The sequence below is a fragment of the Klebsiella sp. WP3-W18-ESBL-02 genome, assembly GCF_014168815.1.
GTDB lineage: Bacteria > Pseudomonadota > Gammaproteobacteria > Enterobacterales > Enterobacteriaceae > Kluyvera > Kluyvera ascorbata_B.
The window spans coordinates 3,504,317-3,517,101 of the sequence record NZ_AP021972.1 but is presented as its reverse complement, the minus strand read 5'-3'; the positions used below and the strand labels follow the sequence as shown (position 1 = coordinate 3,517,101).

The 12,785-nt window shown below is 52.8% G+C and carries 10 protein-coding genes, 7 tRNA genes and 2 other RNA genes; 18 read left to right on the top strand and 1 reads right to left on the bottom strand.

Features of this window, described 5'->3' with window-relative positions:
• The 16 genes from tolR (at position 1) to pnuC (ending at position 8,064) form a co-directional block, all read left to right on the top strand.
• On the top strand, positions 1 to 429 hold the full coding sequence (gene tolR, locus H7R56_RS16820; RefSeq protein WP_064548352.1) for a colicin uptake protein TolR: 429 nt from the start codon (positions 1 to 3) through the stop codon (positions 427 to 429).
• A gap of 88 nt (positions 430 to 517) precedes the next feature.
• Positions 518 to 1,810, top strand: a complete 1,293-nt coding sequence (gene tolA / locus H7R56_RS16815) for a cell envelope integrity protein TolA (protein ID WP_182928311.1) — start codon at positions 518 to 520, stop codon at positions 1,808 to 1,810.
• 132 nt (positions 1,811 to 1,942) lie between these two features.
• Entirely contained in the window at positions 1,943 to 3,235 is a 1,293-nt protein-coding gene (gene tolB / locus H7R56_RS16810) for a Tol-Pal system beta propeller repeat protein TolB (RefSeq protein WP_106924634.1), read from the top strand.
• 34 nt (positions 3,236 to 3,269) lie between these two features.
• Positions 3,270 to 3,791 (top strand): peptidoglycan-associated lipoprotein Pal, encoded by a 522-nt coding sequence (gene pal / locus H7R56_RS16805; RefSeq protein ID WP_106924633.1) that lies wholly within the window; start codon positions 3,270 to 3,272, stop codon positions 3,789 to 3,791.
• Between the two features lie 9 nt (positions 3,792 to 3,800).
• A complete protein-coding gene (gene cpoB / locus H7R56_RS16800; protein WP_106924632.1) occupies positions 3,801 to 4,598 on the top strand; it encodes a cell division protein CpoB in 798 nt (265 codons plus the stop codon).
• A 165-nt stretch (positions 4,599 to 4,763) separates the two neighbouring features.
• Positions 4,764 to 4,839 (top strand) — tRNA-Lys (locus H7R56_RS16795).
• Positions 4,840 to 4,976: 137 nt separating this feature from the next.
• Positions 4,977 to 5,052: transfer RNA gene (locus H7R56_RS16790), tRNA-Val, on the top strand.
• A gap of 2 nt (positions 5,053 to 5,054) precedes the next feature.
• Positions 5,055 to 5,130: transfer RNA gene (locus H7R56_RS16785), tRNA-Lys, on the top strand.
• A 50-nt stretch (positions 5,131 to 5,180) separates the two neighbouring features.
• A tRNA-Val gene (locus H7R56_RS16780) sits at positions 5,181 to 5,256 on the top strand.
• Positions 5,257 to 5,259: 3 nt separating this feature from the next.
• A tRNA-Lys gene (locus H7R56_RS16775) sits at positions 5,260 to 5,335 on the top strand.
• 143 nt (positions 5,336 to 5,478) lie between these two features.
• Positions 5,479 to 5,554 (top strand) — tRNA-Lys (locus H7R56_RS16770).
• Between the two features lie 30 nt (positions 5,555 to 5,584).
• Positions 5,585 to 5,660: transfer RNA gene (locus H7R56_RS16765), tRNA-Lys, on the top strand.
• Between the two features lie 31 nt (positions 5,661 to 5,691).
• A non-coding RNA gene (locus H7R56_RS16760) (RtT sRNA) lies at positions 5,692 to 5,816 on the top strand.
• Positions 5,817 to 5,847: 31 nt separating this feature from the next.
• Positions 5,848 to 5,972: non-coding RNA, RtT sRNA (locus tag H7R56_RS16755), on the top strand.
• A gap of 304 nt (positions 5,973 to 6,276) precedes the next feature.
• Entirely contained in the window at positions 6,277 to 7,320 is a 1,044-nt protein-coding gene (gene nadA, locus H7R56_RS16750) for a quinolinate synthase NadA (protein WP_106924631.1), read from the top strand.
• Between the two features lie 24 nt (positions 7,321 to 7,344).
• Complete coding sequence (gene pnuC, locus H7R56_RS16745) at positions 7,345 to 8,064, top strand: nicotinamide riboside transporter PnuC (RefSeq protein ID WP_106924630.1); 720 nt, start codon at positions 7,345 to 7,347, stop codon at positions 8,062 to 8,064.
• Here pnuC and zitB read toward each other — a convergent pair.
• Entirely contained in the window at positions 8,061 to 9,005 is a 945-nt protein-coding gene (gene zitB / locus H7R56_RS16740; protein ID WP_106924629.1) for a CDF family zinc transporter ZitB, read from the bottom strand. The genes pnuC and zitB overlap by 4 nt on opposite strands.
• Positions 9,006 to 9,337: 332 nt before the next feature.
• Between zitB and aroG the strand changes: the two genes are divergently transcribed.
• Both aroG and H7R56_RS16730 read left to right on the top strand, forming a co-directional pair.
• Positions 9,338 to 10,390 (top strand): 3-deoxy-7-phosphoheptulonate synthase AroG, encoded by a 1,053-nt coding sequence (gene aroG / locus H7R56_RS16735; RefSeq protein WP_106924628.1) that lies wholly within the window; start codon positions 9,338 to 9,340, stop codon positions 10,388 to 10,390.
• 131 nt (positions 10,391 to 10,521) lie between these two features.
• A complete protein-coding gene (locus H7R56_RS16730) occupies positions 10,522 to 12,759 on the top strand; it encodes a restriction endonuclease (protein WP_106924627.1) in 2,238 nt (745 codons plus the stop codon).
• Positions 12,760 to 12,785 lie beyond the last annotated feature (26 nt).

The window sequence follows — 12,785 nt, the reverse complement described above, 5'->3', positions numbered from 1 at the left end:
ATGGCCAGAGCACGTGGACGCGGACGTCGCGAACTGAAGTCCGAAATTAACATCGTTCCGCTGCTGGATGTGTTGTTGGTGCTGCTGCTGATCTTTATGGCGACAGCGCCGATCATTACGCAGAGCGTGGAAGTGGATCTTCCTGATGCCACCGAATCACAGGCTGTCAGCAGTAATGATGAACCCCCGGTCATTGTTGAAGTGTCCGGCGTGGGGCAATACAGCGTGAACGTTGGCCCGGAAAAGATGCCGCAGCTGCCGCCTGAACAGGTGGTCGCAGAAGCGCAGCGCCGTTTGCAGGCGAATCCGAAGACGGTCTTCTTAATTGGGGGCGCGAAAGACGTGCCTTACGATGAAATAATTAAAGCGCTTAACCTGTTACACAGCGCCGGGGTGAAATCGGTCGGGTTGATGACCCAGCCAATTTAACCGCCGACATACCGTATTTGCCGCAGGCCGGGAACGGCCTGCACCGTGTACGGTAGGGTAACGGGGGAACAGTTTTTGGGAACCGAGAGTGTCAAAGGCAACCGAACAAAACGATAAGCTTAAACGAGCGATAATTATTTCAGCAGTGCTGCACGTCATTCTGTTTGCGGCGCTGATCTGGAGTTCGTTCGATGAGCATTTAGACGCCGCGGCCGGCGGGGGCGGTGGGTCATCCATCGACGCGGTCATGGTCGATCCGGGTGCGGTCGTCGACAACTATAATCGCCAACAGCAGCAGCAGGCCAGTTCGAAACGTGCGCAAGAACAGCGTGAAAAACAGGCTCAGCAGCAGGCCGAAGAGCTGCGTGAAAAGCAGGCTGCGGAACAGGAACGTTTAAAAGCGCTGGAAAAAGAGCGTTTAGAAGCCCAGGAAGCGGCTAAGCAGGCGCAGGAACAGCAGAAGCAGGCTGAGGAAGCGGCGAAGAAAGCCGCCGCCGACGCCAAAGCGAAGGCCGACGCACAGGCTAAAGAAGCCGCAGAAGCTGCCGCGAAAGCCGCGGCCGATGCCAAGGCGAAGGCCGATGCTCAGGCAAAAGCCGCCGCTGAAGCGGCGAAGAAAGCCGCTGCTGACGCGCGGAAAAAAGCGGAAGCTGAAGCGGCAAAAGCCGCCGCCGATGCGAAAAAGGTTGCCGAAGCTGCCGCCGCGAAAGCTGCCGCAGATGCAGAGAAGAAAGCGGCTGCGGAAGCGGCGAAGAAGGCTGCCGCTGAAAAGGCCGCTGCTGAGAAAGCCGCTGCCGCTGAAAAAGCGGCCGCCGAGAAAGCGGCCGCAGCTGCGGAAAAAGCCGCTGCTGATAAAGCTGCTGCTGCCGCGAAAGCTGCTGCAGATAAGAAGGCTGCTGCGGAAAAAGCCGCTGCGGACAAGAAAGCGGCTGGCGAGAAAGCTGCTGCCGCGAAAAAAGCCGCCGCTGAAAAAGCGGCTGCCGCTTCGGGGGTTGATGATCTGCTGGGCGATCTGAGTTCTGGTAAGAATGCGCCGAAAGGCAACACCAGCGGTAGCGCCGGTGGCTCTTCTCCTGCTAAAGGTAACAAGCCGGGGCAGGGTGGGGCGTCGCAGGCTGAAATTGCGTCCTATATTGCGCAGGTTCAGGCCGCGATTAAAGGTCACCTGTACGACTGGGATACCTATAAAGGGAAGACCTGTACGTTACGCGTGAACCTGGCTGAAGATGGTACCGTGCTGAGCGTGAAACAGGAAGGTGGCGATGAGGCGTTCTGTCAGCAAATGCTGGCGGCGACCAACCGCATGACCAAATTCCCGAAACCGCCGTCACAAGCGGTCTGGCAGACCTTTAAAAATGCGCCGCTGGACTTTAAGCCTTAAGCATTATTTTTCGTCGCAGTACGTGAAAAATAAAGGCGGAATCGTCGCAGGGTTTTGGTAGTTTTGTGTATTTTAGTTTGTTAACATTCTGCTAAATTATCGTGGGCTTTCCGCCTGGATAAGGGAGAAATGATGAAGCAGGCATTACGAGTAGCATTTGGTTTTCTGATGCTGTGGGCAGCGGTGCTGCACGCAGAAGTACGTATCGAGATCACCCAAGGGGTGGACTCGGCGCGTCCGATTGGCGTCGTTCCGTTCCAGTGGGCCGGGCCGGGTGCTGCGCCTGAAGATATCGGCGGCATCGTGGGCGCTGACCTACGTAACAGCGGGAAATTCAACCCGTTAGATCGTTCTCGTCTGCCGCAGCAGCCGGGCAGCGCTCAGGAAGTTCAGCCGGCAGCCTGGTCTGCGCTGGGCATTGATGCTGTGGTTGTGGGCCAGGTAAGCCCGAACGCCGACGGCAGCTATAATGTTTCTTACCAGTTAGTCGATACCGGCGGTGCGCCGGGTACCGTACTGGCGCAAAACACTTACAAAGTGAACAAGCAGTGGCTGCGCTACGCGGGCCACACTGCCAGTGATGAAGTGTTCGAGAAGCTGACCAGCATCAAGGGAGCATTCCGTACCCGTATTGCCTACGTCGTGCAGACCAACGGCGGTCAGTTCCCGTACGAACTGCGCGTTTCTGACTACGATGGTTACAACCAGTTTGTCGTTCACCGTTCTCCGCAGCCGCTGATGTCTCCGGCGTGGTCTCCGGACGGCTCGAAACTGGCTTACGTCACCTTCGAAAGCGGCCGTTCGGCGCTGGTTATCCAGACGCTGGCAAACGGTGCGGTTCGCCAAGTGGCTTCCTTCCCGCGTCACAACGGTGCGCCGGCGTTCTCTCCGGACGGCAGCAAACTGGCGTTCGCGCTGTCTAAAACCGGCAGCCTGAACCTGTACGTGATGGATATCGGCTCCGGTCAGATCCGTCAGGTAACCGATGGTCGCAGCAACAACACGGAACCGACATGGTTCCCGGACAGCCAGAACCTGGCCTTTACTTCCGACCAGGCCGGTCGTCCGCAGGTGTATAAAGTTAACGTCAACGGCGGTGCTCCGCAGCGTATTACCTGGGAAGGTTCGCAGAACCAGGATGCTGATGTCAGCAGCGACGGTAAGTTTATGGTAATGGTCAGCTCGGCTAACGGCCAGCAGCACATTGCTAAGCAGGATCTGGTAGCGGGTGGCGTACAAGTACTGTCGTCAACGTTCCTGGACGAAACGCCAAGTCTGGCACCTAACGGCACTATGGTAATCTACAGCTCTTCTCAGGGGATGGGATCCGTGCTGAATTTGGTTTCTACAGATGGGCGTTTCAAAGCGCGTCTTCCGGCAACTGATGGACAGGTCAAATTCCCTGCCTGGTCGCCGTATCTGTGATAATAATTAATTGATTAGTAAAGGAATCATTGAAATGCAACTGAACAAAGTGCTGAAGGGGCTGTTGATTGCTCTGCCTGTTATGGCAATCGCGGCATGTTCTTCCAACAAGAACGCCAGCAATGACGGCAGCGAAGGCATGCTGAACGGCGCCGGCACTGGTATGGATGCGAACGGTAACGGCAACATGTCTTCTGAAGAGCAAGCGCGTCTTCAGATGCAACAGCTGCAGCAGAACAACATCGTTTACTTCGATCTGGACAAGTACGATATCCGTTCTGACTTCGCTGCAATGCTGGATGCGCACGCAAACTTCCTGCGTAGCAACCCGTCTTACAAAGTCACCGTAGAAGGTCATGCGGACGAACGTGGTACTCCGGAATACAACATCTCCCTGGGCGAACGTCGTGCTAACGCTGTTAAAATGTACCTGCAGGGTAAAGGCGTTTCTGCTGACCAGATCTCCATCGTTTCTTACGGTAAAGAAAAACCTGCAGTACTGGGTCATGACGAAGCGGCTTACGCCAAAAACCGTCGTGCCGTACTGGTTTACTAAGAGAATTGCATGAGCAGTAACTTCAGACATCATTTATTGAGTCTGTCGTTACTGGTTGGCATAGCGGCCCCCTGGGCCGCTTTTGCTCAGGCGCCAATCAGTAGTGTCGGCTCAGGCTCGGTCGAAGACCGCGTCACCCAACTCGAGCGTATTTCTAATGCTCACAGTCAACTTTTGACCCAACTCCAGCAACAACTCTCTGATAACCAGTCTGATATTGATGCCCTCCGTGGACAGATCCAGGAAAGTCAGTACCAGTTGAATCAGGTGATGGATCGTCAAAAGCAGATCATGCTGCAAATTGATAGCCTGAACAGCGGTGGCGGTGCATCAGCGGCGCCGCAGACTTCTGGCGATCAAAGTAACGCAGCGGCGGCTACGGCTGCGCCAGCGAGCGGAGGGACCGCCTCTGCTGGCGTTCCGGCGCAAACGGGCGATGCGAATACCGATTACAATGCGGCGATCGCGCTGGTGAAGGACAGTTCCCGCCAGGACGATGCGATTGCGGCGTTTCAGAATTTCGTCAAAAAGTACCCTGATTCAACCTATCAGCCCAATGCCAACTACTGGCTGGGGCAGTTGAATTACAATAAGGGTAAAAAAGATGATGCGGCGTACTACTTTGCGTCGGTGGTGAAAAACTATCCGAAGTCGCCAAAGGCGGCAGACGCAATGTTTAAGGTTGGGGTCATCATGCAGGACAAAGGGGATACCGCGAAAGCAAAAGCGGTTTACCAGCAGGTTGTCAGCAAATACCCAGGTACCGACGGTGCCAAGCAGGCGCAAAAACGTCTTAGCGGGCTGTGATGCGTGAAGTAAGACCAGAAATCGTTTTATTTCTGGTCTTGCCGCATGAAACATAAGCACTTAAACGATCTTTGTCGAAATACTTGTTGCGCTGAATTCTGAATTCAGTAATATATGCCGCCGTTGCCAAGGGATATCAAACATCCTGAAAGCGACAAAAAAAGTGGGTCGTTAGCTCAGTTGGTAGAGCAGTTGACTTTTAATCAATTGGTCGCAGGTTCGAATCCTGCACGACCCACCAATCGCTAAGGTGGAACGCGATTGTAAAACGTGAAGGATAACGTTGCGTAAGCAACGGCCCGTAGGGCGAGGCGAAGCCGAGTCATCCTGCACGACCCACCACTAACTTAGTTAGTAAGCAGTATCCAGCGTAGTATCGGGTGATTAGCTCAGCTGGGAGAGCACCTCCCTTACAAGGAGGGGGTCGGCGGTTCGATCCCGTCATCACCCACCACCGGGTCGTTAGCTCAGTTGGTAGAGCAGTTGACTTTTAATCAATTGGTCGCAGGTTCGAATCCTGCACGACCCACCATTTCTATGATGGGTCTGGTGGAAGTAGTCAGTAGTATCCAGCGCAGTTTCGGGTGATTAGCTCAGCTGGGAGAGCACCTCCCTTACAAGGAGGGGGTCGGCGGTTCGATCCCGTCATCACCCACCACTCGGGTCGTTAGCTCAGTTGGTAGAGCAGTTGACTTTTAATCAATTGGTCGCAGGTTCGAATCCTGCACGACCCACCAATTTAACATCAAACTCAGATGTTAAGCGTGAAGGATAACGTTGCTTCAGTAACGACCCGAAGGGCGAGGCGAAGCCGAGTCATCCTGCACGACCCACCATCTTTAGATGGTCCGAGTAAAAATCTTTCAGGCTGCACCCGTATGGGTCGTTAGCTCAGTTGGTAGAGCAGTTGACTTTTAATCAATTGGTCGCAGGTTCGAATCCTGCACGACCCACCATCCTGAAATGATTAAGTTGTTCCCCATAAGGGGTCGTTAGCTCAGTTGGTAGAGCAGTTGACTTTTAATCAATTGGTCGCAGGTTCGAATCCTGCACGACCCACCAGTGTAAAAAGGCGCCCTAAAGGCGCCTTTTTGCTATGCACAAAATCTGACGATTCGAACCTGCAGCAGGTTCGGGCCGAACGTAGTGAGACAACGGAGCCGCTTGCGGCGACGGCCCGAAGGGCGAGCGAAGCGAGTCATCCTGCACGACCCACCAGTGTAAAAAGGCGCCCTAAAGGCGCCTTTTTGCTATGCACAAAATCTGACGATTCGAACCTGCAGCAGGTTCGGGCCGAACGCAGTGAGACAACGGAGGCGCTTGCGGCGACGGCCCGAAGGGCGAGCGAAGCGAGTCATCCTGCACGACCCACCAGTGTAAAAAGGCGCCCTAAAGGCGCCTTTTTGCTATCCAGCGTTTACGGGTAAGTTAAGGTGCAGGCGAGCGGTAGGCCGGATAAGGCGTTTACGCCGCCATCCGGTAATCTGTCGCTGGCCGCCGGATGGCACTTCGCCTATCCAGCCTACAGCGAAATTTCCCGAAGAGTGACCCAAAATTCACCACGACTTTTCCACCGCAATCGGCTATCTTGTTTAGCATATAAAACATATTTCCGTGGTAATGGTGAATCCACATCTTAAACCACGTATTTCGTTAAGCCAGTAAAACGAGAAGCATAATGAGCGTGATGTTCGATCCTGAAGCAGCGATTTACCCGTTTCCGCCAAAACCAACGGCGTTGAGCAGCGATGAAAAACAATTTTATCGTGAAAAAATTAAGCACTTGCTCAAAGCGCGCAACGCGGTGATGGTGGCGCACTACTATACCGATCCAGAGATCCAGCAACTGGCGGAAGAAACCGGCGGCTGCATTTCCGATTCGCTGGAGATGGCGCGCTTTGGTGCAAAGCATGCTGCTTCCACGCTGCTGGTTGCTGGCGTGCGGTTTATGGGAGAGACGGCCAAAATCCTCAGCCCGGAAAAAACCATCCTGATGCCAACGCTCAACGCAGAGTGTTCGCTGGATCTTGGCTGCCCGATTGAAGAGTTCAACGCCTTCTGTGATGCACATCCGGATCGCACCGTGGTGGTCTATGCCAATACCTCCGCTGCGGTAAAAGCGCGCGCTGACTGGGTCGTTACTTCAAGTATTGCCGTTGAACTCATTGAACACCTCGATAGCCTGGGCGAGAAAATTATCTGGGCTCCGGACCGTCACCTTGGTCGCTACGTGCAAAAACAGACCGGTGCCGACGTGTTGTGCTGGCAGGGGGCCTGTATTGTTCACGATGAGTTTAAAACCCAGGCGCTGAGCCGTATGAAAGCGCTGTATCCGCAGGCTGCGGTACTGGTTCACCCGGAATCGCCGCAGGCGATTGTCGACATGGCCGACGCCGTTGGGTCGACCAGCCAACTGATCAACGCAGCCAAAACGCTGCCGAACCAGCAGCTTATCGTGGCGACCGACCGAGGTATCTTCTACAAAATGCAGCAGGCGGTACCAGATAAAGAGTTGTTTGAAGCACCGACCGCCGGGGAAGGCGCGACCTGCCGCACCTGCGCGCACTGCCCATGGATGGCGATGAACGGCCTGAAAGCTATTGCGGAGAGCCTTGAAAACGGCGGTGTGGCGCATGAAATTCACGTCGATGAGTCTCTCCGCCAGGGGGCGCTGATTCCGTTGAACCGCATGCTTGATTTTGCGGCTACACTACGAGGGTAAACTGTCTAACACGCTGGAGTTGAAATGGATTTTTTTAGCACGCAGAACATCCTGGTCCATATCCCACTGGGGGCAGGGGGTTACGACCTGTCGTGGATTGAAGCCGTAGGTACCGTCGCTGGCCTGCTGTGCATCTGGCTGGCAAGCCTCGAGAAGATCGTGAACTATCTGTTTGGTCTTATCAACGTCACGCTGTTTGCGATTATCTTTTTCCAGATCCAGCTGTACGCCAGCCTGCTGCTGCAGCTTTTCTTCTTTGCCGCCAACCTCTACGGCTGGTATGCGTGGTCGCGGCAAACCAGTCAGCATGAAGCCGAGCTGCAGATTCGCTGGCTGCCGCTGCCTAAAGCGCTCGGCTGGCTGGCGGCGTGCGTGATTGCTATTGCATTGATGACGCTCTATATCGATCCCGTCTTTGCCGTATTGACGCAGGTGGCCGTTAACGTGATGCAGGGGCTGGGTATGAACGTGGTGATGCCCACGCTGCAGCCGGATGCGTTTCCGTTCTGGGATTCGTGCATGATGGTGCTCTCAATTGCCGCGATGGTGCTGATGACCCGCAAATATGTTGAGAACTGGTTGCTTTGGGTGGTGATCAACGTTATCAGCGTGGCTATTTTCGCGCTCCAGGGTGTGTATGCGATGGCGCTGGAGTATCTGCTGCTGACCTTCATTGCCCTTAACGGCAGTCGGATGTGGATGAATAGCGCGCGTGAGCGTGGCTCTCGCGCGCTATCTCATTAATGGTGGTGATGATGCCCGTGTGCGGATTGCGCCTCGTTAAGGTGGCATTCCGGGCCGCTGCAGGGCTGATACTCCATCTGTACCGTCGCATGATCGACCTGATAGTGCTCCTCAAGGAAGTGATGAATCCTGTCGAGCAGCGCATCGTGGTCGTGCGGCGGTACGACCTGAACGTGCAGGGTCATGAGCGGTTTTTCACCGACTAGCCAGACGTGGACGTGGTGAACGTCGCGTACCTCCGGCAGCGAACGGCGCATGTTGCGCTTGAGGGCGGCGACGTCAATTGACTGCGGTGCGCCTTCCAGCAGCTCATTCATGCTCTCTTTCAACAGCGTCCACGCGCTGCGTAGCACCAGGCAGGAAACCAGGACGGACAGAATCGGATCGATAGGCGTCCAGCCGGTGGTCATGATCACCAGGGCAGCAATAATCGCGCCGACCGATCCCAGCAGGTCGCCCATGACGTGCAGCGCTGCGGCACGTACGTTGAGGTTTTTCTCTTCACTGCCGCGATGCAGGATCCAGAACGCCAGCACATTTGCCAGCAGCCCGGCGACGGCAATGACCATCATGGTTACGCCGGCAACCGGCTGCGGATGCGTGAAGCGCTGCACCGCTTCCCAGACGATCAGAATAATAATAAACAGCAGTGCGATGGCGTTAACGAAGGCGGCGAGGGTGGTCAGACGCAGCCAGCCAAAAGTGTGGCGCATACTTGGCGGCCGGCTGGCAAAGTGCACGGCCAGCAGTGCAAACAGCAGGGCGGCCGAGTCGGTGAGCATGTGCCCGGCATCGGCTAACAGGGCCAGTGACCCCGAAATCATCCCACCGATAGCTTCTACGATCATAAATCCGGCGGTGACGCCGAAGGCCAGCAGTAAACGCCGGGCGTTGCCCCGATCCTGCGTGGCGTGAGAATGTGAATCATGCCGGTGCGCCATGACGCTTTTCCTTCCGTATTGTGAATGTGACTCTCTGACATCATTGCAGATCTTTGCTTTTTACGCACAAAAATACGTGCGTCGTCGCGATGGGGGAAAATAGTGCAACGGGGCGGAAGTGATACTGAATTATATTGTTTTTATGGTATTTGTTAGTTCATATATCCGATATTTATAATTTATTAAGTTATTTCACTATTAAATTCTAAATAACGTGGTTTTTTTAGCTATTATCCGGTTGAAGTGTAAAATTCAGTTTACACTTTTTGACTGAGGATATAGATTGAAGGGATTGCACTCAATTATATAAGTATGGCAACACTGGAACAGTCATGAATTATCAGAACGACGATTTACGTATTAAAGAGATCAACGAGTTACTTCCGCCAGTCGCACTCCTTGAAAAATTCCCCGCTACCGAAAACGCCGCGAACACCGTGTCTCATGCGCGTAAAGCGATCCATCAGATCCTGAAAGGGGAAGACGATCGTCTGCTGGTTGTTGTGGGTCCGTGCTCCATTCACGATACCGTCGCGGCAAAAGAGTACGCCCAGCGTCTGCTGAAACTTCGTGAAGAGCTTAACGGTGAGCTGGAAATCGTCATGCGCGTGTATTTTGAAAAACCGCGCACTACCGTGGGCTGGAAAGGGCTGATTAACGATCCGCATATGGACAACAGCTTCCAGATTAACGATGGCCTGCGCATTGCCCGTAAGCTGCTGCTGGACATCAACGATACCGGCCTGCCGGCGGCGGGCGAGTTCCTGGACATGATCACCCCGCAGTACCTGGCCGACCTGATGAGCTGGGGCGCTATCGGCGCACGCACCACGGAATCTCAGGTACACCGTGAACTGGCCTCTGGCCTGTCTTGCCCGGTCGGTTTTAAAAACGGCACCGATGGCACCATTAAAGTCGCCATCGATGCGATTAACGCAGCGGGCGCGGCCCACTGTTTCCTGTCAGTCACCAAATGGGGCCACTCCGCTATCGTTAACACCAGCGGCAATGGCGATTGCCATATCATTCTGCGCGGCGGTAAAGCGCCGAACTACAGTGCTTCCCACGTGGCGGCGGTGAAAGATGGGCTCGAGAAAGCGGGCCTGCCGGCGCAAATAATGATCGACTTCAGCCATGCCAACTCCTGCAAGCAGTTCAAAAAGCAGATGGAAGTGGGCGCGGACGTCTGCCAGCAGATTGCCAGCGGCGAGAAAGCAATTATGGGCGTGATGATCGAAAGTCATCTGGTGGAAGGCAACCAAAACCCGGATAGCGGCGAGCCGCTGGTGTACGGGAAAAGCATCACCGATGCCTGCATTAACTGGGAAGATACCGACACCCTTCTGCGTCAGCTGGCGAATGCGGTAAAAGCGCGTCGCGGGTAATGTCTGCGTTATTCTCCGAAACCGGCCGTGTGCCGGTTTTTTTATTTTTGCCGGGCGGCTATGTATCTTTGACTATCCTACTAATAGTAGAATCAATAAGTTACTCTAACTGATATGCTGAGTGTTACCCCATGCAAAAACCGCATTTATATCAAGGTCATCCTCTGCCTTTGTCCCAGATGACTCCCGATAAATTCGAGGATTTTGTCTATGTTGCAATGAGCGAAATTGGCAAGGAAATGGGTTTCGCGCTTGAGGCGGGTAGACAAAAATCCACCGATGGAGGCTTTGATTGTACGGCCCGAGATAGTCAGACTCAGGGAATTATTTGCATTCAGTGTAAACGTTATGCAGCGGCGCTCGGTACGGACACGCTGGCTGATGAAGTCGTAAAAATCGCACTCAATGGTATTTTACAGAATGATACCCCTGAACAGCATTTTATCATTACGACGGGAGATGTCGCTAAAACGACAAGGGCAATGATGCGCCAAAATAGTTTTAGCGATCTGAAAAAAAAATGTGAGGAAGTACTTTCAAAAGGCTATATTACACAGATAAATGCATTAAAAATGTTGGGGTTAAATCCCGTAAAAGTTGTTTGTGATTATATTGACGCTGCACGAATTATTGTCTGGTCGGCGGTCGATTTCGATAATGAGTTGACCAGAGTCTGGCAAGCGATTATTCCGTTGTTGGATCGCTTTTTTGCCGTTGATGTTGTAGTGCGTGAATATCCGCGCGCTAACTTTGACATTCATCAGTATCGAGCCCATATCAGCAATGCTCCTTCTGGGTATACCGAGTTATCGTTGAGTCAAAGTCAGACGCCTGAAAATATCCGCACGGATAATCAGGCTCATTGCGATAATGCGGCCACTAGATATTCTTACTCAGATTTTATTCATCGCTCCTCAATGTTCTTTTCCGCTCCGGGGAAGATACTAATTTCCTGCCCTGGTGGCAGTGGTAAGACCATTTTTCAGCAGTATATTCGTTTCCATCTTCTAGAGGAGAGGAGCGACTATCTTCCTGTTATCGTTGCGCTCAATACCTATAGTCGCGGTGGGCTGGATAAATCTATTGAGTCCAGCCTAGGTATAAGCTGGGGAAGTTGGCGATCTTTGCCGTCACGCTTTGTCTTTTTATTCGATGGTCTGGATGAAATGCAGGAGTCAGATGTCAGTGCTTTTGTCAATGAATTGCAAGTAATTTCAGCAGAGTATCCCTGTATTATTACTGTAAGAGATACGGGGTTGCGCATTCCCGCTACAATTAATGGCATCAATCTTATCCTGCGTATCGAACCTCTGACTTACCGGCAAATTATTAATATCGCGCGTGCGGTTCTCCCGCAGGAGTTATTGTATATCTTTTATGGTGAAATGAGATTAATCATACAGCAGCCGCAAACCACTTTTTTACGCTCTCCCTTCGGCCTAACTAATGCGCTGGATTTCTTCCAGAAAAATTCTGCATTACCGAAAGTTTTTTCAGTAATGTTAGACGCGATATTGAAGGAAAAAATTATCCAAAGTCGTAGCCGAATTACATCTGCCGATACTGTTCTCAATAAGTTGGATAACTTCACTATCGTATCGGTGATGGCTGTGATTGTCTACGAGATACGGATTGGGTTTGGGGCTTACGTACTTGAAGAGGACAAACTTAGTGAGTTGGCCAGTAAAGTTAACTTGGCGCTCAATGTCGATGGCATTTTATTTACCTTCCCGTCCCTGGTGATGTTTACCGATTTTATTACTAAGTTTGAAGTGCTTAAAAAAGTAGACAGTATTTATATCTTCACAGAACACAATATCCTGCTTGATCATTTACTGGCAAAGAGGCTTAAGAAGAACTGGCGTGAGCTGGACCGTCGGATCGTTAAATGTATAGGAAGAGATGCATGGCATTTTGTGGGCGAGCTAATTTCACCACCCGAAGCCATGGAGTTTCTGAATTTTATTCTGGAGCAGGATTTGATCTGTGGGGCTACGATTGCCAAAGCTTTTGGTGCCCCAATGCTTGCAGCGGCGGAAACCTTGCTACTGGAACAAGAGCAAAGCCCGGAAATAATGGTACGTAGTGCGGCAATGGTTGCATTAGGCGTGCTCGGCACGGAAGGGGCAGTGGCTCGTTTACATTCGAAGCTGGGGTTGCGTGATTATCAGCATAAAGGCCAGCGGTTGGTGGCACTGGCCCGTTCGGGGGACATTGCTGTACTTCAGTATTCGCTTGATGACTCATCGGGAAGAATGCAATTTGCATCCAAAATCTCAGGAGGGGAGTATCAGATTTGGTGGAGTGGACCTGTGGCCGTCATTACGGCCCTTGCGAGACAGACGCTACGGAGCTGGCAAGTTGACTAGCGAGTGTTAACCTGCCTCGCTTCAGA

What these genes read in the sequence shown, in the direction of transcription:
- tolR (WP_064548352.1), top strand. Translation starts at nt 1, where the DNA reads ATGGCCAGAGCACGTGGACGCGGACGTCGCGAACTGAAGTCCGAAATT.
- pal (WP_106924633.1), top strand. Translation starts at nt 3,270, where the DNA reads ATGCAACTGAACAAAGTGCTGAAGGGGCTGTTGATTGCTCTGCCTGTT.
- nadA (WP_106924631.1), top strand. Translation starts at nt 6,277, where the DNA reads ATGAGCGTGATGTTCGATCCTGAAGCAGCGATTTACCCGTTTCCGCCA.
- cpoB (WP_106924632.1), top strand. Translation starts at nt 3,801, where the DNA reads ATGAGCAGTAACTTCAGACATCATTTATTGAGTCTGTCGTTACTGGTT.
- aroG (WP_106924628.1), top strand. Translation starts at nt 9,338, where the DNA reads ATGAATTATCAGAACGACGATTTACGTATTAAAGAGATCAACGAGTTA.
- zitB (WP_106924629.1), bottom strand. Translation starts at nt 9,005, where the DNA reads ATGGCGCACCGGCATGATTCACATTCTCACGCCACGCAGGATCGGGGC.
- H7R56_RS16730 (WP_106924627.1), top strand. Translation starts at nt 10,522, where the DNA reads ATGCAAAAACCGCATTTATATCAAGGTCATCCTCTGCCTTTGTCCCAG.
- tolB (WP_106924634.1), top strand. Translation starts at nt 1,943, where the DNA reads ATGAAGCAGGCATTACGAGTAGCATTTGGTTTTCTGATGCTGTGGGCA.
- pnuC (WP_106924630.1), top strand. Translation starts at nt 7,345, where the DNA reads ATGGATTTTTTTAGCACGCAGAACATCCTGGTCCATATCCCACTGGGG.